We start from the raw sequence: 19,975 nt of genomic DNA on the forward strand, positions 1-19,975 counted from the left end.
CGGGGCGCAATGGAGCCCGCTCGACGCGACGGGCGGATGGCGTGGAGGCCGTGCGGCCGATGCGAGCGGGGGGCGGTTCGAGCCGTTTCGGGGCGTCTGCGAGAGGAGGACGCAATCGGATTGTGCCAACGGGACGCCGCCGGTGAGCCGCCCCTCGAGGCGGGTGGATAGGCGCCGCGGCGTCTCCATGCACTGCGGCTGCTGCCGATGGCGTCCCGATGATCCGGTTCGCCATGCCGACTGGAAACTCCGGGGGCGGCTTCGGCGCAGCCGACCTGCCAAGCATGCAGGCGAGGAAGTCGAGAACGGCTCGCGCCCGCGTGGGCAGGCTGGCCGACCGGCCGATGACGACGGCGTGGGAGGCCTCCGCGTCGCCGGGATTGGCCTGTTCCAGGATCGGTGCGAGACGGCCTCGCGCAAATGTCGCCTGGCTGTCGCGCCCCCCTCGTCACGGGGCGGTTCGGCCGCTCCCTGCATGCGTTGCCGGCTGCCGAGAAGCCGCCCCGGCCGCGCCCGCCACGCGGTCGGTCGTCGTCTGCGATTGGGCTGGCGAAGATGGGTCTTCCCCCGTCGTGGTGAAACGCCTACGGCTATCGGCGATGCCCTCCGGATGGAACTGGTCGCAAGGTTGAGCACTGACACGATGAGGCGTGCGGACAGCGGCGCGGGGCCCGGACCGGTCGCGGTGCTGTCGATGGCGGAGTGGATCCGCCGTCACGACTGGTCGGCGACGCCGCTCGGCGCGCGCGAGGCGTGGCCGCAGAGCCTGCGCACCACGCTCGACATCATGCTGGGCTCGGGCCACGCCATGTGCCTTGCCTGGGGGCCGGATCGCACCTTCCTCTACAACGATGCCTATGCCCCGTTCCTGGGCGCGCGCCATCCGGCGGCGCTGGGCATGGGCTTTGCCGCCGTCTGGCCGGAGATCTGGGGCGAGATCGGCCCGCTGGTGGACCGCGTCTACGCCGGCGAGACCACCACATTCCATGCCATGCCGCTGGTGATGACGCGCAACGGCTTCGCCGAGGACACGTGGTGGGACTTCTCCTACTCGCCCGTGCGCGACGAGGGCGGCGCGGTGGCCGGCCTCCTGAACGTCGCCGCCGACGCCACGCCTCGCGTCCTCGCCGAGCGCGAGCGCGATAGGGCGACCGAGAAGCTGCGCGTCAGCGAGGCGGTCGCGCACGAGAACATCCAGCGGGTGGAGCTCGCCCTGGAGGCGGGCGCGATCATCGGCACCTGGTTCTGGGACATCGTGGCCGACCGCTTCACGATCGACGAGCCCTTCGCCCGGGCCTTCGGTCTCGACCCGGCGCTGGGACGCGAGGGCATCCCGCTCGCGCAGATCGTCGCGACCGTCCATCCAGACGATCAGGCGGGCCTGGCGGACGCGATCAACGAGGCCGTCCTTCGCGGCGGCGCCTACGCGCACCAGTACCGCGTGCGACGAACCGACGGGAACTACTACTGGCTGGAGGCGAACGGGCGCGTCGACCATGCGCCGGACGGAACGCCGACGATGTTCCCCGGCGTCCTCATCGACATCGAGGGCCGTCGTGCGGTCGAGAGCGAGCGGGATCGGATGGTCGAGGCCCTGGCCGCCAGCGAGGCGCGTTTCCGAGCCCTGTTCGAGAACATCGATGCGGGATTCTGCATCAGCGAGGTCAAGTTCGACGATGCGGGGCATCCGATCGACCATCGCGTGATCGAGGCCAATCCCGCCTTCGAGCGTCATACCGGGCTGTCGAACGCGGTCGGACGCTACGCCAGCGAGGTGGCGCCCGGCATCGAGCAGCACTGGCACGACGCCTACGGCCATGTCGCCAAGACGGGCGAGGCCATCCGGTTCGAGGGCGAGGCGAAGCCGCTCGGGCGCTGGTACGACGCGCATCTCTTCCCCGTCGGTGGCGGCCGGGTCGCCATGCTGATCGCCGACACCACGACGCGCCGCGAGGCGGAGGGCGCGCTGGCCCGAAGCGAGGCCAAGTGGCGCACCGTCTTCGAGACGCTGCACGAGGGGTTCATCCTGGGCGAGGTGATCCGGGACGCGTCCGGCCACGTCGCCGACTGGCGCTACGAGGCGGTGAACGACGCCTGGCACGACCTTATCGACGTGCCGCGGGGAACGGCGGTGGGGCGCACCATCCGCGAGGTGTTCCCCGGTATCGAGGCTGCCTGGGTCGACGAGTTCGCCCACGTGGTGGAGATGGGCGAGCCGCTGCGCTTCACGCGCCGGGTCGGCATGCTCGATCGCTGGTACGACGGCGTCGCGCAGCCGATCGGCGGCGATCGCTTCACCGTCATCTTCATCGAGGTCACCGAGCGCATCCGGCGGGAACGCCGGCAGGCCACGCTCCTGACGCTGGCCGACGAGTTGCGCGGTCGATCCGACCTGCAGACCATCGTGACGGCCGCCGCGCGGTGCCTTGCCGACGGACTGGAGGTCGACCGCGTGGGCTCGGGCATCGTGAACCTTCGCGAGGACACGATCGACGTCCGCTCCGACTGGTGCGAACCCGGCGTCTCCAGCGTGGTCGGCCAGCACGCCTTCGCCTCCTATGGTTCCTACATCGACGATCTGCGGTGCGACGACATCGTGGCGGTCGACGACGTCGCCGCGGATCCGCGCACGACCGGCAGGCAGGCGGGCTTCGACGCCATCCAGACCCGATCGTTCCTGGACCTTCCGATCAGCTTCGACGGCCGCCTCTACGCGGTGGTCTTCGCGCACTCGCGAACGCTCCATGCCTGGACCGATGGCGAGCGCCAGTTCGTGGAGCAGGTCGGCGACCGGGTGCGCGTGGCGCTCGCCCGTCAGCGGATGGAGGATGCCCAGCGCGTCCTCACGCAGGAGATGGCGCACCGGATGAAGAACACGCTCGCCATGGTGCAGGCGATCGCCACGCAGACGCTTCGCCAGGCGCGCACGATGGACGAGGGCCGCGAGGCGATCACGAGCCGTCTGGCGGCCCTCGCCCGGGCCCAGGACATCATGACGCGCACGAACTTCGCCGAGGCGGACGTGCGCGAGGTGGCGGACGCGGCCATCGCGCCGCACCGGCTGGCGGGCGAGCGGATCACGCTGGCGGGGCCGCCCGTCGAACTGTCGGCGCAGCGCGCGCTGGGCCTCAGCCTCGCGATCCACGAGCTTGCGACCAACGCGGCGAAGTACGGGGCCTTGTCGAACGAGACGGGTCGCGTCGACATGGTCTGGAATGCCGCAGGTGGCGCGTTCGTGTTTCGTTGGATCGAATCCGGGGGGCCGGCGGTTACCCCGCCGACACGGCGCGGGTTCGGCTCCAAGCTGATCGAGCGCATCGTCGCCAGCTACTTCGACGGCGAGGGGCGCATCGACTTCGACCCGGCCGGCATTCGTTTCACCCTGACGGGGGCCGTCGACCGGCCTTCCACCCAGCCGAACCCCTGAACCGCACGCCATGGCCCAGTCCTTCGATCCCGCCCGCTATGCCGTCCTGGTCGTCGAGGACGACGCCCTCGTGCGCGCCGAAGCCGTGGACCTTTGCGAGGAAGCGGGCTTCACCGCCTACGAGGCACGCAACGCCGACCAGGCGATCCGCCTGCTCGAGCGCCACTCCGACATCCGCGTCTTGTTCACCGACGTCGAGATGCCCGGCACGATGGACGGGCTCAAGCTGGCGAGGGCCGTGCGCGACCGCTGGCCGCCCGTGGCGATCATCGTGACGTCGGGGCGTATCCGGGTGGAGAGCGCGGACATGCCGGAGAACGGCTTGTTCTTCGCTAAGCCCTATCCGCCGCGGGGCATCATCGAGGCACTAAGCGCGATCGCGGCCCAGATCCAGGGCTGAACCGGCCGGGCACGCTCCCGCGCGACGCTCCGGGACAGCGCGGCGGATCGCGCCCGGTCAGCCCGGATGGCGTGTTCTGAAGCTGCCGAACGCGCCGCGCGAGAAGCACAGCGGCTCGCCCTCGCGATGCGCCGCGCGCAGGACGCGGCCGAGCACGATCGTGTGGTCGCCCGCGTCGTGCAGCGAGGCGGTGGCGCATTCGAAGCGCGCGATCGTGCCCGAGATCACCGGCACGCCCTCCGCGTTGGCCTGCCAGTCCAGCCCCTCGAAGCCGAGCCCGCCGCGCGTGAAGCGGGCGCTCAAGGCGTCCTGGTCGACGCCCAGGACGTGGACCGCGAAATGCGCGGCGCCGGTGAAGGCGCCGTGGCGGCCCGAGCTCTTGGCGGGCGACCAGAGCACCAGCGGCGGATCGAGCGAGACCGAGGCGAAGCTGTTCACCGTCATGCCGATCGGGCCGATCCCGGTCGGCGCGGTGACCACGGCGACGCCCGTGGTGAAGGCGCCGAGCGCGTTGCGCAGCGAGCGGGTGTTGTCCGCGTCGGGGACGAAGCGGTGCTCGGGCGGATGGCGGATGGTCTGCATGATGGTCATCACGGAACCTCGTGGCCCTTGGCGGCCCTGTAGAGTTCGAACCATGTCTGCCGGTCGATCGGCACGCGCAGCGCCTCGGCGATCGCGCCGATGCGGGGCAGCGCGTTGGTGCCGAGAACCGGGAGGATCCCGGCCGGATGGGCGAGCAGCCAGGCGATCGCCACCGCACCCTCGTCCACCCCATGCGCCGTGGCGATCGCACGCAGCCGGTGCCGCAGCGGCGTCTCGGAGCCGCCGAACAGGCGGCCGCCGCCGAGCGGCGACCAGGCCATGGGCCGGATGCGCCGCTCCATCAAGCTCGCCAGATCGCCGTTGGAGAAGGCGTCCGTTTCCAGGAGGCTGAGCTCGATCTGGTTGGTGACGAGCTTCGAGCGCATGGCCGACTGGAGGAGCGACAGGTCGTGCGGCCGGAAGTTCGACACGCCGACCGCCCGCACCTTGCCCGAGGCCACCAGTTCGTCCAGCACGGCGCCGGTCTCCCACGGGTCCATCAGCGGGTCCGGACGGTGGATCAGGAGGAGGTCGATGCGCTCGATCGCCATGTCGCGAAGGGAGGTCTCGACCGAGGCCGTCACGTGGGCGCGGCCGGTGTCGTAGTGCTTGACCCGCGCGCCCGCATGGCGGCCCATCGGGGCGACGATGCCGCATTTCGTGACGATCTCGATCCGCTCCCGCAGGTGGGGGGCGGTCTTCAGCGCGGCGCCGAAGATCGCCTCGCCGGCATAGCCGCCGTAGATGTCGGCGTGGTCCATGGTGGTGATGCCCTGCGCCAGGCACGCCTCCACCTTGCGGACCACGTGGGCGGGCGAGGTGTCGGCGTCGTCGCCGAGCCGCCAGAGCCCGTAGACGAGGCGGCTGACCTCGAGGTCGGATCCGAGCCGGACGCGTTCCATCAGCGGCGCTCCCCGAGACCGAGGGGCGTGGCCGGCGTCGAGGCGGGCACCCGGCCGCGCGCCTCCGGCAAGGAGCAGGTGCGGATCTGCGGCAGCACCTTGGTGCCGAAATGCTCGGCCTCGTCCAGGTGCGGGTAGCCCGACAGGATGAAGGCGCGGATGCCCATCCGGCGGTAGTCCTCGAGGGCCGAGAGGATCTGGTCGGTGGAGCCGACCAGCGCCGCGCCGCAGCCCGAGCGCGCCCGTCCGACGCCGGTCCAGAGATGGGGCTCGATGTAGCCGAACGTGTCGGCGAGCTCGCGCGCGCGGGCCTGGTGGGCGACGCCCAGCGAGATGCTGTCGTGGGCGCGGCTGCGGATCAGCCGGCCGTATTCGTCGTCGAGCTTGGAGACGAGGTGGTCGGCATACTCGCGCGCCTCCTTCTCGGTGTCGCGCACGACCACGTGGACCCGCAGGCCGTAGTCGAGCGTGCGCCCGTGCGCCTCGGCGCGGGCGTGCACGGCGCGCATGCGCTCGGCGAGCTGGTCGCGCGATTCCGGCCACATCAGGTAGACGTCGCACTGCGCACCGCACAGCTCCAGCGCGTCGGGCGAATAGCCGCCGAAGTAGAGCAGGGGGCCGCCGTTCTGCTGGTAGGGGCGCGCCGGCTCGGTGGAGACGCCCTGGAACCGGTAGACCTCGCCCTCGAAGTCGATCGTCTCGCGCGTCCAGGCCTGGCGCAGGATCTCCACCACCTCGTGGGAGCGGCGGTAGCGGAAGGCGCTGTCGGCGACCTCGCCGGGAAAGTCGGAGCTGATGACGTTGAGCGTCAGCCGGCCCTTCAGCATGTGATCGAGCGTCGCGACCGTGCGCGCCAGCATGATCGGCTGCATCTCGCCGCAGCGGATCGCGGCCAGGAAGTTCATGCGCTCCGTCAGCGGCGCGCAGCCGGCCACGAAGCTCAGCGTGTCCTGCCCGACCTGGTAGGACGAGGGGCAGAGGATGTTGCGGAAGCCGAGCCGCTCGGCGGCGAGCGCGATGCGCGAGCAGTGGTCCCAGCTCGACCGCAGGTCGCCGTCGGGCACGCCCAGATAGGCATAGTCGTCGGAGCAGAGGGCCGAGAACCAGGAGACCTCCACCTCTTCCAGATCGGCCGACGTGATCGGGACGACGGTCATGCTTTTCCTCCTCCAGGCACGAAACAGCCCTGGAGCTAGCACCCGGTTTCATGTAAATCAATGGTGTATCAATTTGCGGTCGCGAAGGAGGGGAGCGTCATGCGGCAGGTGCGGGGGAGCCTTCCGGTCTATCTCCAGCTCACCGAGACGTTGGTGCGCGACATCGCGGCCGGGCGCCTCGTGGACGGCGAGAAGCTCGCGCCCGAGCGCGACATGGCGGTGGAGATGGGCACCTCCATCGGCACGCTGCGCAAGGCCCTGGCCGAGCTTCAGGCGCGCGGGCTGCTGGAGCGCGTCCAGGGCTCGGGCAACTACGTGCGCGCGGCGAGCGACCCCAAGAGCCTCTACGCGATGTTCCGGCTGGAGCTCATCGCCGGCGGCGGCCTGCCGACGGCCGAGGTGCTGGATGTCGGCCGCTACGACAAACCCGACGAGATCGCGACCCTCGGGCCCTCGCGCTCCGGGCACCGCATCCGCCGGCTGCGCCGCCTGTCCGGCCGGGTCGCCGCCATGGAGGAAATCTGGCTCGACGGAAGCTTCGCCGAGACGATCACCGCCTCGGACCTCTCGGAGTCGCTCTACCTGTTCTACCGCACGCGCCTCGACCTGTTCATCGAGAAGGCGGAGGACCAGATCGGCCTCCGGACCGTGCCCGCCTGGAAACCGGACGCGTTCGAGCCGGCGGCGGGCTCGCCGATCTGCCACATCCTGCGCCGGAGCTGGACGCCGCAAGGCGTGATCGCCGAGGTCTCGCACACATGGTACGACCATCGCGTGGCCCACTACGTCTCGCGAATCCGCTGATCGGGCGCCGCCCGCCTGTTGCGGCGCAAAATTGATACACCATTGCTCTATATTTGTCAGGTGCGCTAAGCATCGTCGCGAGGAGGCGGACCCGGCCGGAGCGATCCGGCGCCGGGACTGCGGAATGGGAGGAAGCGCATGGCATCGGTGAGCCTGCAGAAGCTCGACAAGAGCTATGGCGCCATCCAGATCGTGAAGGGCATCGATCTGGAGATCGCCGACGGCGAACTCGTCGTGCTGGTCGGCCCGTCGGGCTGCGGCAAGTCCACGACGCTGCGCATGGTGGCGGGCCTGGAAAGCGTGACCGACGGCCAGATCCGCATCGGCAGCCGCGTGGTCAACGCCCTGCCGCCGCGCGAGCGCGACATCGCCATGGTGTTCCAGGACTACGCGCTCTACCCGCACAAGACGGTGCGCGAGAACATGGGCTTCAGCCTCAAGGTGCGCGGCGTGGCGGCGGACGAGGCCGAGCGGCGCATCGCGGACGCGGCGCGCATGCTGGGCATCTCTCACCTTCTCGACCGCCGGCCGGGCCAGCTCTCGGGCGGCCAGCGCCAGCGCGTCGCCATGGGCCGGGCCATCGTGCGCCGGCCGCAGGTGTTCCTGTTCGACGAGCCGCTCTCCAATCTCGACGCCAAGCTGCGCGGCGAGGTGCGCACCGAGATCAAGCGCCTGCACCAGACCATCGGCACCACGATCATCTACGTCACGCACGACCAGGTCGAGGCGATGACGCTGGCCGACCGGATCGTGATCCTGCGCGGCGGCGACATCGAGCAGGTCGGCACGCCCGACGAGGTCTACAACCGGCCGGCCAGCGTCTTCGTGGGCGGCTTCATCGGCTCGCCCGCCATGAATTTCGCCAGGGCCAGGATGCAGGGCGGACGCCTCGGCTTCGCGGACGGCAACACGCTGCCGCTGGCGCCCGGCATCGCGCTCGCGGACGGGCGCGAGGTGATCGCGGGGATCCGGCCCGAGCATTTCCAGCCGACCGCCGAGGCCGGCTCGACCCTGTCCGTGGCGGCGCAGGTCATCGAGCCGCTCGGCTCCGACACGCTGGTGCACTTCGCCCTGGGAGAGGCGACGCTCACCGCGCGCATGCCGCCGACGATCCGGCTGGAGCCGGGTCAGGTTTTTCAGATCGGGGTGGACCCCGCGAAAATCCATCTCTTCGACGCGGCGAGCGAGACGGCCATTCTCTGAACCGGCCGCGACGCCGCGACGGACAAGATCAACGGGAGGACCACCACATGCGCATGACGAGCCTCATCCGCGCCGCGCTCGGCGCCTGCGTGCTGGCGGCGACGCCGGCCCTGGCCGAGACCGAGCTCAAGATCTTCGTCTCCAGCCAGCACCAGCCCGACGTCTGGCGCAAGATGCTGGACGCCTACGAAGCGCAGAACCCGGACGTGAAGGTCACGATCGAGACCGGCGGCAACACGTCGGACGCGCAGGCGCAGTATCTCAACACCGTGATGTCGGCCAAGGACACGAACCTCGACGTCCTGATGCTGGACGTGATCCGCCCGGCCCAGTATGCCGCCGCCGGCTGGACGACGCACTTCCCCGAGAAGGACCTGTCGGCCTACGTGCCGGCCTATCGCGAGGCCAACACGGTGGACGGGGAGATCGTCGCGCTGCCCGCCTTCGCCGACGCGATGTTCCTGTACTACCGCAAGGACCTGCTCGAGAAATACGGCATCGCGCCGCCCGAGACCTGGGAGGAGCTGACCGCCGCCGCCAGGACGGTGGCGGACGGGGAGGGGGCGGCGGCCGCCGACCTCCAGGGCCTGAGCTTCCAGGGCAAGGCGATCGAGGGCGCGGTCTGCACCTTCCTCCTGCCCTACTGGAGCCAGGGCAAGCAGCTCGTCTCCGGCGGCAAGCTCGACTTCGACCGGGACGCGGCCGTGCGCTCGCTCGCCCTCTGGAAGGGCTTCGTCGACGACGGGGTCGCCAAGAAGAACGTGTCCGAGGTCGCGACCGACGACACGCGCAAGGAGTTCCAGGCCGGCAAGGTCCTCTTCGCCGTCAACTGGTCCTATGCCTGGAAGCACTTCCAGAGGCCGGACTCGGCGGTGGCCGGCAAGGTCGGCGTGGCGCGGCTGCCGGCGCTGGGCTCGGGCGAGCAGTCGAGCTGCCTCGGCGGCTGGGAGTTCGGCGTCTCGGCCTATTCGCAGCACCAGGAGGAGGCCAAGGCGCTCGCCGAGTTCCTGAGCGGAGAGGACGTGTCGAAGTACATGGCGGTCAACGGCGCGCTGCTGCCGACCTACCCCGGCCTCTACACCGACGCCGAGGTGGCGAGCGCGGCCCCCTGGTTCGCCCAGGCGCTGCCCGTCGTCGAGACGGCGCGCGCGCGTCCGGTGACGCCGCGCTACAACGAGGTCAGCGAGATCATCCGCACCACGGTGAACTCGGTCCTGGCCGGCGTGAAGTCGCCCGAGGACGGCGCGGCCGAGATGGAAAGCCGCCTGCGCCGCGTCCTGCGCTGAGCGCCGGCGCGGCTCTACCGAACGGCGACGACCGGCGCGGGACCCTCCCGCCGGTCCCTCGCGCAGCGGCGCGCCCCCCGCGCGGGCGGCGTGCCGAGGGAAGGCACCGAGCGATCATGACCCTGGCAGCGACGGACACCATGAAACAGACCGACCGGCCGCCGGCGACCTGGACGCGCTGCCTCGACCCCGGCGACAGGACGCTGGCCGCCCTCCTGCTGGCGCCGGCCGCCCTCCTCCTGTCGCTCATCATCGTCTACCCCGTGGGCCGGCTCCTGTGGATGAGCCTCCAGAACCTGTCGCTCACCTCCGGGCTGCCGGCCGAGTTCGTGGGCCTGGAGAACTACGCCCTGATGTGGGACGACCCGGTGTTCTGGGACGCGGCCTGGAACACGCTTCTGATCGTCGCCATCACGGTGCCCGGCGCGCTGCTCATGGGGCTCGGCATGGCGCTGCTCGCCAACCTGCCCTTCCGCCGCCGCTGGCCGGTGCGCCTGTCGCTGCTGATCCCCTGGGCGCTGCCGCTGTCCTTCGCCGGCCTGATCTTCGCGTGGTCCTTCCACTACGAGTACGGCATCGTGAACGACGTCCTCAACCGGCTCGGCTTCGAGGGGATCATCTGGTTCAACTCGCCGGGCTGGGCCTTCGCCGCGATCTGCCTGACCATCGTCTGGAAGACCTCGTCCTTCATGGCGCTGATCATCCTGGCCGGGCTCCAGACCATCCCGCGCTCGCTCTACGAGGCGGCCGACGTCGACGGGGCGGGGCGGATGCGCCAGTTCTTCGAGATCACCCTGCCGCTGCTGAAGCCCGCGATCGTGATCGCGCTGATCTTCCGCACCATCACGGCGCTGCAGACCTTCGACATCCCCTACATGATGACCGGGGGAGGCCCCGGCACGTCCACGGTGACGCTCGCCATGTACATCCACCAGAACACCGTCTCGTTCCTGGACCTCGGCTACGGGTCGGCCCTGGCGGTGGTGATGTTCGCCTTCTCCATGTGCGTGACCTTCGTCTATCTCCGCATGCTGCGCAGGAAGGGCTGAACCCATGAGCGCCGTCGCCGCCTCCTCGCCCTTCGCGCTGTTCTCCGGCAAGCCGCTGCGCCTCCTCGCGGCGGGCGTGCTCCTGGTCAACGGGCTGTTTCCCGCGATCTGGATCCTGTTCACCTCGCTCAAGACCGAGGCCGAGCTGACCCTGCGGCCGATCACCTGGGCGCCGCAGTCGCCGACGCTCGCCAACTACGCGCTGGCCTTCTCCGACCAACCGCTGCTCCTGTTCCTGTTCAACAGCTTCATGGTGGCGCTGCTGTCCACGGTCCTGACGCTGCTGGTCTCCGTGCTGGCGGCCTATGCGCTGGCGCGGCTCGACCTCGCCTATCGCGGCGTGATCCTGTCGCTGATCATCGCGGTCTCGACCTTTCCGCTGGTCACGCTCCTGGTGCCGCTGTTCGAGATCATGCGCGCCCTGAACCTCCTCAACACCTGGGTTGCGCTGATCCTGCCCTACACCGTCCTGTCGCTGCCCGTGTGCACGCTGATCCTCGTGTCCTTCTTCGAGGGCATCCCGCAGGATCTCGAGAACGCGGCGATGATCGACGGCTGCACGCGGCTCGGGGCGCTCTTCAAGGTGGTGGTGCCGATCTGCGCGCCCGGCGTGTTCACCGCCGGCATCCTCGCCTTCGTCAACGCCTGGGACGAGTTCCTGCTGGCGCTGTCGTTCAACTCCAACCCGAGCTTGCGCACGCTGCCGGTCGGCATCCAGCTCTACCAGGGCGAGTTCGCCTTCCCCTGGCCGGTCATCTCGGCCGCGCTCGTGGTCGGCATCGTGCCGGTGGCCGTGCTGATCGTGATCTTCCAGGAGCGCGTCGTCTCCGGCCTCACCGCCGGCTCGATCAAGGGCTAGCCGCCGCGCGGCCCCGGCCCGTCCCTCGTTCCCGCAGGACCCTCATGACCCGCCATCCCGCCGCTTCGCACGGGGCCGCCGTGCTCGCGCACGAGCCCGACGGCTTCTCGCTGCTCGTCGCCGGCAAGCGCGTCCTTCGCCACGCCGCCGACGCGCCCTGCCTCTTCGTCGGCCGGGGCGAGGAGCGGATGGAGATGTATCGCGGCAATTTCGACATTGAGGACTACGTGGTGGAGCGCGTCGCGCTCCGCCACGCCAGCATGACCGGCGAGACGGTCGAGCTCGCCGCCGGGCCGGGCGAGGCGCCGCGCCTGCGCCTCCGGCTGGAGGGCGGGGCGCTGCGCTTCGAGGCGCTCGACCCCTGCGTGAACCGCCTCTGGCTGCGCGTCCCGGCCGAACCGGACGAGCACGTCTGGGGCGGCGGCGAGCAGATGTCGTATCTCGACCTGCGAGGCCGCCGCTTTCCGCTCTGGACCTCGGAGCCCGGCGTCGGGCGCGACAAGACCAGCGAGATCACCTTCCGGGCCGACGTGGCCGGCCGGGCGGGCGGCGACTACTACCACACCAACTACCCGCAGCCGACCTTCCTCTCCTCGCGCCGCTACGCGCTGCACGTCGAGACCGACGCCTACTCGGTGTTCGACTTCCGCCACCCGGACTTCCACGAGATCGAGGTCTGGGCGGTTCCCGAGCGGATCGAGCTGTTCGAGGCCGCCGACTTCCTCGGCCTCGTGGAGACGCTGTCCGCGCGCTTCGGCCGCCAGCCGCCGCTGCCCGACTGGGTGATGGGCGGGGCGATCGTCGGGCTCAAGGACGGGGCGCGCTCGTTCGAGCGGCTCGGGGCGATCCGCGAGGCGGGCGCGAAGGTGTCGGGCCTGTGGTGCGAGGACTGGGTCGGGCTGCGCCACACCTCGTTCGGGGCGCGCCTGTTCTGGGACTGGCGGGCCGACGAGACCCGCTATCCGGGCCTGCGCCAGCGCATCGCCGAACTGAGCGAAGAGGGGACTCGCTTCCTCGGCTACGTGAACCCCTACCTGTGCGTCGACGGCTCGCTCTACCCGGAGGCCGAGGCGGCGGGATACCTCGCGCGAGACGGGCGGGGCGCGACGGCGCTGGTGGATTTCGGTGAGTTCGACTGCGGCGTGGTCGACTTCACCAACCCGGCGGCGGCCGACTGGTTCGCCGAGGCGGTGATCGGGCGCAACATGCTGGATTACGGCCTGTCCGGCTGGATGGCGGATTTCGGCGAGTACCTGCCGATCGACGTGCACCTGGCGAGCGGCGTCGACGCCAAGCTGATGCACAATCCCTGGCCAGTGCTCTGGGCCGAGGTCAACGCGCGGGCGGTGCGGAGCCGGGGGCGCACGGGCGACGCCCTGTTCTTCATGCGCGCCGGCTTCACCGGCGTTCAGGCGCATTGTCCGCTTCTGTGGGGCGGCGACCAGTCGGTCGACTTCTCGCGCCACGACGGGCTGGTGACGGCGATCTGCGGCGCGCTGTCGTCCGGCCTCCTCGGCAACGCCTACCACCATTCCGACATCGGCGGCTACACGAGCCTCTTCGGCAACGTCCGGACGCCCGAGCTCCTCATGCGCTGGGCCGAGATGGCCGCCTTCACGCCGGTGATGCGCACCCACGAGGGCAACCGGCCGGCGGAGAACCTCCAGATCGACGGCGACCCGGAGGTGCTGGCGCATTTCGCTCGGATGACGCGGATTTACGCGCATCTTGCGCCCTACCTGCGCACGCTGAGGGACGAGGCCGCCGCGCGGGGCCTGCCGGTGCAGCGGGCGCTGTTCCTCCACTTTCCGGACGACGCGCGCACCTTCGCCATCCAGGACAGCTACCTGTTCGGCCCCGACCTCCTTGTCGCTCCGGTCTGGCAGGCGGGCGAGAGCGTGCGGCGGGCGTATCTGCCCCAGGGCGTCGATTGGGTCCATGTCTGGACCGGCCGGCTCCATCCCGGCGGCGCGGAGGCCTGCGTCGAGGCGCCGTTCGGCCGGCCCGCGGTGTTCTTCCGGGCCGACACGGCGCAGCGCGAGCTGTTCGAGGGCCTGCCGGGCGCGGGCGGTGTCTAGAGGCTCGCGAGCGTCCGGGCGCGGTAGCGTCCGTCGCCCTTCTGCCCGACGAGCTCGCCCTCGCGCACCATGACCTTGCCGCCGAGCACGACCGTGGTCGGCCAGCCGCGGATCTCCAGCCCCTCGTAGGGGCTGTAGTCGGCCCCGTCGTGCAGGTCGGCATGGCGGATGGTGCGGCGCGCCTCCGGGTCCCAGATCGCGATGTCGGCGTCCATGCCGACGGCGATGCGCCCCTTGGCGGTCAGCCCGTAGACCTTGGCATGGTTGGTGGCGGTCAGCGCCACGAAGCGCGCCAAGTCGATGCGGCCCTTCATCACCCCTTCCGAGAACAAGATCGGCAGGCGCGTCTCGACGCCGGGAATGCCGTTCGGGATGTGGCGGAAGCTCGTCCGGCCCTTGGGGTTCAGCTTGCCCGCCGGGTCGTCGTAGCGGAACGGGCAATGGTCGGAGGAGAAGAGGTCGAAGACGCCCGTCTCCAGCCCGTTCCAGCAGGCGTCCTGCGAGGCCTTGTCGCGCGGCGGCGGCGAGCACACGAACTTCGCGCCCTCCCAGTCCATGCCGTCGAGGTCGGCGGCGGTGAGCACGAGGTATTGCGGGCAGGTCTCGCCGATCACCTTGCGGCCCCGGGCGCGCGCGGCGCGGATCTCGTCGATCGCCGGGCCGTTGGAGACGTGGACGATGACCACCGGCACGTCCACCACCTCGGCCAGCGACAGAGCGCGGTGCGTCGCCTCGCGCTCCACCACGATCGGCCGGGTGGTCGCATGGGCGCGCGGGGCGAGGTCGCCGTCCGCCTCGTGCCGGCCGATCAGGTAGCGGATCGCGTCCTCGTTCTCGCAGTGGACCATCACCAGCGCGCCCGTGCGCCGGGCGACGTCCATCGTCTCCAGGATCTGCCCGTCGTTCAGCCGCAGGCCCTCGTAGGTCATGAAGACCTTGAACGAGGTGTAGCCGTCGGCGACCAGCGCGGGCAGCTCCTGGCCGAGCACCGACGGGCTCGGGTCGGAGACGATCAGGTGGAAGGAATGGTCGGTGTAGCAGTTGCCCTCGGCCAGCGCGTGGTAGCCCGTCAGCGCCTCGCGCAGCGACTGGCCCCGCTCCTGCAGGCAGAAGGGCAGGACGGTGGTGTTGCCGCCGAACAGCGCCGAGCGCGTGCCGCTCTCGAAATCGTCGGCCATGACGATGCCCTCGCCCGACGGCTGGGACAGGTGGACATGGCTGTCGATGCCGCCCGGCAGAACGAGGCGGCCGGCGGCGTCGATCTCCTGCGCCCCGCGCTCCAGCCTCTCGCCGATCTGCACGATGCGCCCGGCGCGCACGCCGACGTCGGCGGCGAACACGTCCGAGGCCGTCGCCACCGTCCCGCCGCGGATCACGAGGTCGAAGGGGGCGCTCACAGCGCCGGCTCCAGCGCGGCGATCAGCCGGTCCACCTCGGCGGGCGTGTTGTAGTGCACCATCGACACGCGCACCACGCCGTCGGTCTTCGAGAGCCCGTGCTCCTCGACGACGCGCTTGGCGTAAAAGTCGCCGAAGCGAATGCCGACCTTGGCGCGGTCCACGGCCTCCACCACGGCGCGCGAGCTGGTGTCGCCCACGGTGAAGGACACGGTGGAGACGCGCTCGGCGATGTCCGTCGAGGCGCGCCCGATCACCCGCACCGAGTTGCGCGATGCGAGGAAGTCGACGAGCTGCGCGGTGAGGGCGCGCTCCTGCTCGGCCACGAGGCCGAAGCCCGCCTCCAGGGCGGCGCGGCCGGGGGCGGCGCCGCTCCGGGTGCCGAGCTCCTCGACATAGTCCACCGCGCCGATCGAGCCGTAGGCGCACTCGTAGTTGACGTTGCCGGGCTCCAGCTTGTGCGGCACGCGGCTCTTGTCGAAGAAGTAGTGGTAGATGTTGTCGAGCTCCAGCAGCTTGTCGCGCTTGCCGAACATCACCGCGTGGTGCGGCCCGAACACCTTGTAGACGCTGAACACGTAGTAGTCGGCGTCGAGCGCCCGCACGTCGATCGCGCGGTGCGGCGCGTAGGCGACCGCGTCCACGCAGAGCTCGGCGCCGGCCGCGTGCACGATGTCGGCGATGGCGCGGATCGGGTTGATCGTGCCGAGGATGTTGGAGGCGTGGGTCACGCAGACCAGCCTGGTGCGCTCGTTCATCAGCCCCTCGAGGTCCGCGAGGTCGAGCTCGAACGTCTCCGGGTCGCAGCGCCACCAGCGGATGGTCACCCCGCGCGCCGCGTGCTTGAGCCAGGGGCCGATATTGGCTTCGTGGTCCACGTTGGTGAGGACGATCTCGTCGCCCGGCCCCAGACGGCTCGTCATCGCCTCCGACAGGAAGCGCAGGAGCACGGTGGTGGACGCGCCCATGACGATCTCGCCGGCGTCGCAGTTCATGAAGCGGGCGAAGGCCTCGCGCGACTGCGCGACGCGCGCCGTGGAGATGCGGCTTGGCTCGTAGCTCGCCCCGGTCTGGACGTTGGTGGTCAGGAGATAGTCGGACACGCGCTCCGCGACGCGGCGCAGCACCTGGCTGCCGCCGGCGTTGTCCATGAAGGCCCATTCGCCTGCGAGGGCGGGGAACTGGGCGCGGACGAAATCGAGATCGAGGGTCATGGATGCCTGGCCTTGCCGGCGCGTCTCTCCCCGCGCCTGTCTGGTGGGATCAGTGGTTGAGGACCGCGTCCAGGAAGGCGCGGGCCCGCTCGTTGCGGGGGGCGGAGAAGAAGGCGTCGGGCGTCGACACCTCGCGGATCTCGCCGTCCTCCATGAAGACGATGCGGTCGGCGACCTGGCGCGCGAACCCCATCTCGTGGGTCACGAGCACCAGCGTGACGCCGGAATGGGCGAGGCCCTTGATGACGTCGAGCACCTCGCCGACCATTTCGGGGTCGAGCGCCGAGGTCGGCTCGTCGAACAGGAGGATGCGCGGCTCCATGGCGAGCGCGCGGGCGATGCCGACGCGCTGCTGCTGGCCGCCGGAGAGCTGGGTCGGGAACTTCTCCGCCTGGGCCGCGATGCCGACGCGCGCGAGAAGCGCGCGCGCCCGCGTGCGGCTGTCCTCCCAGGACAGCTTGCGCACCCGCACCGGGCCGAGCGCCACGTTGTCGAGCACCGACAGGTTGGGGAAGAGGTTGAAGGCCTGGAACACCATGCCGGTCTGCTGGCGGACCTTGAGCAGGTTCCGGCCCCGCTCCACCCGCACGCCGCCCACGAACACCTCGCCCGCGTCGTGGACCTCGAGATGGTTGATGCAGCGGATGAGGGTCGACTTGCCCGAGCCGGACGGCCCGAGAAGCACCACCACCTCGCCGGCCGCGACGTCGAGATCGACCCGTCGCAGCGCGGTGAACTGGCCGTAGTGCTTGGACACGCCGCGCATGCGGATGATCGGTTCGGCGGGGGCGGTCATCTCAGCGGGCCTCCCGGGCCGAGTATCGCGTCTCGAAGCGCGCGACGAGGCGCACCAGCGGCAGCAGCAGCAGGAGGTAGAGCAGCGCGGCGCCGATCAGCGGCGTCGGGTTGGCGGCGAGCGCCTGGGCCTGCGTCGCCTGCTTCAGGAGGTCGGGCAGCGCCACCACGGAGGCGAGCGCGGTGTCCTTCATGACGTTGATCGAATTGTTGGTGAGCGGCGGGATCACGATGCGCACGGCCTGCGGCAGCACCACGTCGCGCATCACGTCGAACGCGTTGAGCCCGATCGACTGGGCGGCCTCGAACTGGCCGCGCGGGATCGCCTCGATCCCGGCGCGGTAGATCTCGGCCGTGTAGGCGGAGGAAACCGTGGTGAGGGCAAGGCAGGCCGAGGCGAAGGGCGACAGGCGGATGCCGATGAAGGGAAAGGCGTAGTAGACGATCACCAGCCAGACCAGGACCGGCAGGGCCCGGAACACGTCGATATAGGCGATGGCGAGCCAGCGCGCGGGACGCGGGGCATAGAGGCGCACCAGCGCCAGCGCGAGGCCGCCGAGGAGGCCGAGCACGATCGACAGGCCGCCGAGCAGGATCGTGCGCCACAGGCCCTGGAGGAGCTGGGGCATGGAGCGCCAGAGCACGTCGAGGTTGAAGAAGGTGGAGACGATGTCCATGCGGGCCCTGCGATGCGACGGGGTGCGGAGGCGGGCGCGTCGTCCGCCTCCGGCTTCGGGGATGCGGCGCCGCGCGCCGCCGGGCTCAGGGCTTGGGCGTGTCGGCGACCATCACGGTCGAGGTCTTGGGATCGGGCTGGGTGCCGAACCAGGTCTCGTGCAGCTTGGCCAGGAAGCCGTCCTGCTTCATCGCGGTGATCGCCTGGGTGGCCTCGGGCACCAGCGGCGAGTCCTTGGCGAACATGATCGAGTACTGCTCGCCGGTCGGGATGCGCTCCACCACCGCATACTGCGGCTTGTCGCGGATGTAGTAGGCCACCGCCGGGATGTCGGAGATGTAGCCGTCGATGCGGCCGGCCGCGAGGTCGAGCATGGCCGGGGCGAGGCCCTCGAAGCGGCGGATCTCGGAGAGGCCGAGCTCGCCCTGGTGCTCGGAGGCGTAGATGTCGCCCGTGGAGCCGGTGTCCACGCCCACCACCTTGCCCTTGAGGCCCGAGAGCCCCTCGATCCCGGACGTCTTCAGGACCGAGAGCGACTGGTCGCTGTCGTAGTAGGGCTGGGCGAAGGACACCGATTCGAGGCGCTTCTTGGTGATGGTGATGGACGAGACGGCGGCGTCGATGCGGCCGGACTGGACGGCCGAGAACAGGCCGTTGAAAGGGATGTTCTCGAACTGGACGTCGTCGTAGCCCATGCGCTTGGCCGCCTCGCGCACGAGATCGACCTCGAAGCCGACGATCTCGGACTTTTCGTTCTGGAACTCCCAGGGGACGTTGCCGACATTGGCGCCGACCGTCAGCGACTTGGCGGCGGCAGGGCTGGCCGCGGCGATCACGGCGGCGAGGGCGGCCAGGTGGATGCGGGTCATGTCGGCTCCTGGGTGAGGGGAAACGGGGCTCGGGCGCGGCGCTGCCGCTGTTCAAAAAATAGACATTCGGAGGGAGGTGCCCTCCGATGGTCAATTGGTATGGACTGCGCAGGCGTTTGTGAAGAGGAAAAAACAGAAGGCCGATAAATCGTATGCAGTTTGCGCGGGCCGGCGTTGGAGCGCGACGGTCGTGCGCGCGGGCGGGTGTCCGTGCGTGGGGCGAACGTCGGCCGGCCTCGGTGCACGGTGACGGCGTCCCGTGCGGTGCGCACGCGTGGCCGCTCCGCCGACGTCGCCTTCTGGACGGCCGAGAGCGGGTCGAGGGTCGCGAAAAGGGAAGGCTGCGGCCGAAGCGGGGCCGCGGGAGCCCGCCGTCAGTCCTCCAGGGACGCGGGACGCCGGCGGCGGGGCGCGACGGCGGGCTCCATCGCGGCATAGGGCGCCAGGATGTCCATGAGGTCGCCGCGGGTCTCGGGCGCTTTGAGGAGCGCGCGCTGGGCGACCTGGTCGAGATGGTGCGCCATCCGCGCCGCGGCGCGGGCCTCGTCGCCCGCTTCCAGCGCCGCCAGGACGTCGCGGTGCTCCGAGATCGCGCAATCGGTGGAATGCGGGCGGCCGAAGGCGGCGAGCGACAGGCAGGACCGGTAGGCCGTCTCGCGGACGTAGCGCGACAGCGTCGAACGACCCGTCATCTCGGCGAGGCGCACGTGGAACTCGGTCGCCAGCCGCAGCGAGGCGGCCTCCGGCCCGTTCCTGGCGGCCTCCTCGGCATCGACATGGGCCGCGAGCTCGGCGAGCTGGCGAGCCGACAGGCGGCCGGCGAGGCGCTTGACCACCAGCCGCTCCAGCTCGATGCGGATGTCGAACTCGTCGCGCGCGTCCTCGAAGGACGGCGTCGCGACCACGGCGATGCGGTTGCGGCGCAGCTCCACCAGACCCTCGGAGGCGAGCTGCCCCAGGGCGTGGCGCGCCAGGGTGCGGCTCGCGCCGAACCGCTCGCCGAGCTGGTCCTCCGGCAGCTTGTCGCCGGGAGCAAGGGCCCGCTCGAGGATCGCCATGCGGATGGCGCGGCAGATCGCCGATGCCCGATCCGCAGCCTTGGTCTGGTCCTCTGCGACGTCTTCGCTTCTCACCCGGTGAACCTTTCGTCCCGCCCCCGACACCCGATCTAGCATCCCGCGCCGCCGCGCAGAAGCGGCGAGAACGAAGGCGCGGCGGATGTCGCGCTCGACGTGCATGCAGGCCGACGGCGTTTTGGGATGCAGGATGCTCATCGA

At 70.5% G+C, this 19,975-nt stretch carries 17 protein-coding genes; 8 read left to right on the forward strand and 9 right to left on the reverse strand.

Translation table 11 applies throughout. The features are described from left to right. The first annotated feature begins 628 nt into the window (after positions 1–628). Both D3218_RS13720 and D3218_RS13725 read left to right on the forward strand, forming a co-directional pair. Positions 629–3,427, forward strand: coding sequence for an HWE histidine kinase domain-containing protein (locus tag D3218_RS13720; RefSeq protein WP_136625106.1), 2,799 nt, complete (start codon positions 629–631; stop codon positions 3,425–3,427). Between the two features lie 10 nt (positions 3,428–3,437). Beyond that, a complete protein-coding gene (locus tag D3218_RS13725; RefSeq protein ID WP_119540662.1) occupies positions 3,438–3,827 on the forward strand; it encodes a response regulator in 390 nt (129 codons plus the stop codon). 57 nt (positions 3,828–3,884) lie between these two features. On the opposite strand, the gene smoA is transcribed toward D3218_RS13725, so the two are convergent. Genes smoA through D3218_RS13740 form a run of 3 tightly spaced genes read right to left on the reverse strand, consistent with a single transcriptional unit; the run spans position 3,885 to position 6,468 of the window. Further along, on the reverse strand, positions 3,885–4,418 hold the full coding sequence (smoA, locus tag D3218_RS13730; RefSeq protein ID WP_119540663.1) for an NADH-dependent FMN reductase SmoA: 534 nt from the start codon (positions 4,416–4,418) through the stop codon (positions 3,885–3,887). Then, positions 4,418–5,311: an aldo/keto reductase gene (locus D3218_RS13735; RefSeq protein WP_119540664.1), complete on the reverse strand. Its 894-nt coding sequence runs from the start codon at positions 5,309–5,311 to the stop codon at positions 4,418–4,420. The genes smoA and D3218_RS13735 overlap by 1 nt, the downstream gene beginning before the upstream one ends. Further along, entirely contained in the window at positions 5,311–6,468 is a 1,158-nt protein-coding gene (locus D3218_RS13740; RefSeq protein WP_119540665.1) for an LLM class flavin-dependent oxidoreductase, read from the reverse strand. Before D3218_RS13740 ends, D3218_RS13735 begins: the two co-directional genes overlap by 1 nt. A gap of 99 nt (positions 6,469–6,567) precedes the next feature. Between D3218_RS13740 and D3218_RS13745 the strand changes: the two genes are divergently transcribed. The 6 genes from D3218_RS13745 (at position 6,568) to D3218_RS13770 (ending at position 13,747) form a co-directional block, all read left to right on the forward strand. After that, the gene (locus D3218_RS13745) at positions 6,568–7,272 is read left to right on the forward strand and encodes a GntR family transcriptional regulator (protein WP_119540666.1); all 705 of its coding nucleotides are present in this window, start codon (positions 6,568–6,570) and stop codon (positions 7,270–7,272) included. 138 nt (positions 7,273–7,410) lie between these two features. Continuing rightward, complete coding sequence (locus tag D3218_RS13750) at positions 7,411–8,475, forward strand: ABC transporter ATP-binding protein (protein WP_119540667.1); 1,065 nt, start codon at positions 7,411–7,413, stop codon at positions 8,473–8,475. Positions 8,476–8,522: 47 nt separating this feature from the next. Next, on the forward strand, positions 8,523–9,761 hold the full coding sequence (locus D3218_RS13755) for an ABC transporter substrate-binding protein (RefSeq protein WP_119540668.1): 1,239 nt from the start codon (positions 8,523–8,525) through the stop codon (positions 9,759–9,761). Between the two features lie 116 nt (positions 9,762–9,877). Further along, on the forward strand, positions 9,878–10,810 hold the full coding sequence (locus tag D3218_RS13760; RefSeq protein ID WP_245415045.1) for a carbohydrate ABC transporter permease: 933 nt from the start codon (positions 9,878–9,880) through the stop codon (positions 10,808–10,810). Positions 10,811–10,814: 4 nt separating this feature from the next. After that, a complete protein-coding gene (locus D3218_RS13765) occupies positions 10,815–11,669 on the forward strand; it encodes a carbohydrate ABC transporter permease (protein ID WP_119540669.1) in 855 nt (284 codons plus the stop codon). A 44-nt stretch (positions 11,670–11,713) separates the two neighbouring features. Continuing rightward, positions 11,714–13,747, forward strand: coding sequence for an alpha-glucosidase (locus D3218_RS13770; protein ID WP_119540670.1), 2,034 nt, complete (start codon positions 11,714–11,716; stop codon positions 13,745–13,747). Here D3218_RS13770 and hydA read toward each other — a convergent pair. From hydA to D3218_RS13800, 6 genes are all read right to left on the reverse strand, one after another. Next, positions 13,744–15,144: a dihydropyrimidinase gene (gene hydA / locus D3218_RS13775; protein ID WP_119540671.1), complete on the reverse strand. Its 1,401-nt coding sequence runs from the start codon at positions 15,142–15,144 to the stop codon at positions 13,744–13,746. The two genes, D3218_RS13770 and hydA, sit on opposite strands and share 4 nt — an antisense overlap. Continuing rightward, positions 15,141–16,358, reverse strand: coding sequence for a cysteine desulfurase-like protein (locus tag D3218_RS13780; RefSeq protein WP_119540672.1), 1,218 nt, complete (start codon positions 16,356–16,358; stop codon positions 15,141–15,143). Before D3218_RS13780 ends, hydA begins: the two co-directional genes overlap by 4 nt. A gap of 49 nt (positions 16,359–16,407) precedes the next feature. Continuing rightward, entirely contained in the window at positions 16,408–17,154 is a 747-nt protein-coding gene (locus D3218_RS13785; protein WP_119540673.1) for an amino acid ABC transporter ATP-binding protein, read from the reverse strand. A gap of 1 nt (position 17,155) precedes the next feature. Continuing rightward, entirely contained in the window at positions 17,156–17,830 is a 675-nt protein-coding gene (locus D3218_RS13790) for an amino acid ABC transporter permease (protein ID WP_119540674.1), read from the reverse strand. A gap of 85 nt (positions 17,831–17,915) precedes the next feature. Beyond that, entirely contained in the window at positions 17,916–18,698 is a 783-nt protein-coding gene (locus D3218_RS13795) for a transporter substrate-binding domain-containing protein (RefSeq protein WP_119540675.1), read from the reverse strand. A 374-nt stretch (positions 18,699–19,072) separates the two neighbouring features. Next, positions 19,073–19,831, reverse strand: coding sequence for a GntR family transcriptional regulator (locus D3218_RS13800; protein WP_280959973.1), 759 nt, complete (start codon positions 19,829–19,831; stop codon positions 19,073–19,075). Between the last annotated feature and the right edge of the window lie 144 nt (positions 19,832–19,975).

Source organism: Aureimonas flava (assembly GCF_003583935.1).
GTDB lineage: Bacteria > Pseudomonadota > Alphaproteobacteria > Rhizobiales > Rhizobiaceae > Aureimonas > Aureimonas flava.

Excerpts from the sequence above, each read along its gene's own strand:
- D3218_RS13735 (WP_119540664.1), bottom strand. The coding sequence starts at position 5,311 with ATGGAACGCGTCCGGCTCGGATCCGACCTCGAGGTCAGCCGCCTCGTC.
- D3218_RS13765 (WP_119540669.1), top strand. The coding sequence starts at position 10,815 with ATGAGCGCCGTCGCCGCCTCCTCGCCCTTCGCGCTGTTCTCCGGCAAG.
- D3218_RS13755 (WP_119540668.1), top strand. The coding sequence starts at position 8,523 with ATGCGCATGACGAGCCTCATCCGCGCCGCGCTCGGCGCCTGCGTGCTG.
- D3218_RS13770 (WP_119540670.1), top strand. The coding sequence starts at position 11,714 with ATGACCCGCCATCCCGCCGCTTCGCACGGGGCCGCCGTGCTCGCGCAC.
- D3218_RS13780 (WP_119540672.1), bottom strand. The coding sequence starts at position 16,358 with ATGACCCTCGATCTCGATTTCGTCCGCGCCCAGTTCCCCGCCCTCGCA.
- D3218_RS13750 (WP_119540667.1), top strand. The coding sequence starts at position 7,411 with ATGGCATCGGTGAGCCTGCAGAAGCTCGACAAGAGCTATGGCGCCATC.
- D3218_RS13760 (WP_245415045.1), top strand. The coding sequence starts at position 9,878 with ATGACCCTGGCAGCGACGGACACCATGAAACAGACCGACCGGCCGCCG.
- D3218_RS13790 (WP_119540674.1), bottom strand. The coding sequence starts at position 17,830 with ATGGACATCGTCTCCACCTTCTTCAACCTCGACGTGCTCTGGCGCTCC.
- D3218_RS13725 (WP_119540662.1), top strand. The coding sequence starts at position 3,438 with ATGGCCCAGTCCTTCGATCCCGCCCGCTATGCCGTCCTGGTCGTCGAG.
- D3218_RS13795 (WP_119540675.1), bottom strand. The coding sequence starts at position 18,698 with ATGACCCGCATCCACCTGGCCGCCCTCGCCGCCGTGATCGCCGCGGCC.
- D3218_RS13785 (WP_119540673.1), bottom strand. The coding sequence starts at position 17,154 with ATGACCGCCCCCGCCGAACCGATCATCCGCATGCGCGGCGTGTCCAAG.
- smoA (WP_119540663.1), bottom strand. The coding sequence starts at position 4,418 with ATGACCATCATGCAGACCATCCGCCATCCGCCCGAGCACCGCTTCGTC.
- D3218_RS13745 (WP_119540666.1), top strand. The coding sequence starts at position 6,568 with ATGCGGCAGGTGCGGGGGAGCCTTCCGGTCTATCTCCAGCTCACCGAG.
- D3218_RS13740 (WP_119540665.1), bottom strand. The coding sequence starts at position 6,468 with ATGACCGTCGTCCCGATCACGTCGGCCGATCTGGAAGAGGTGGAGGTC.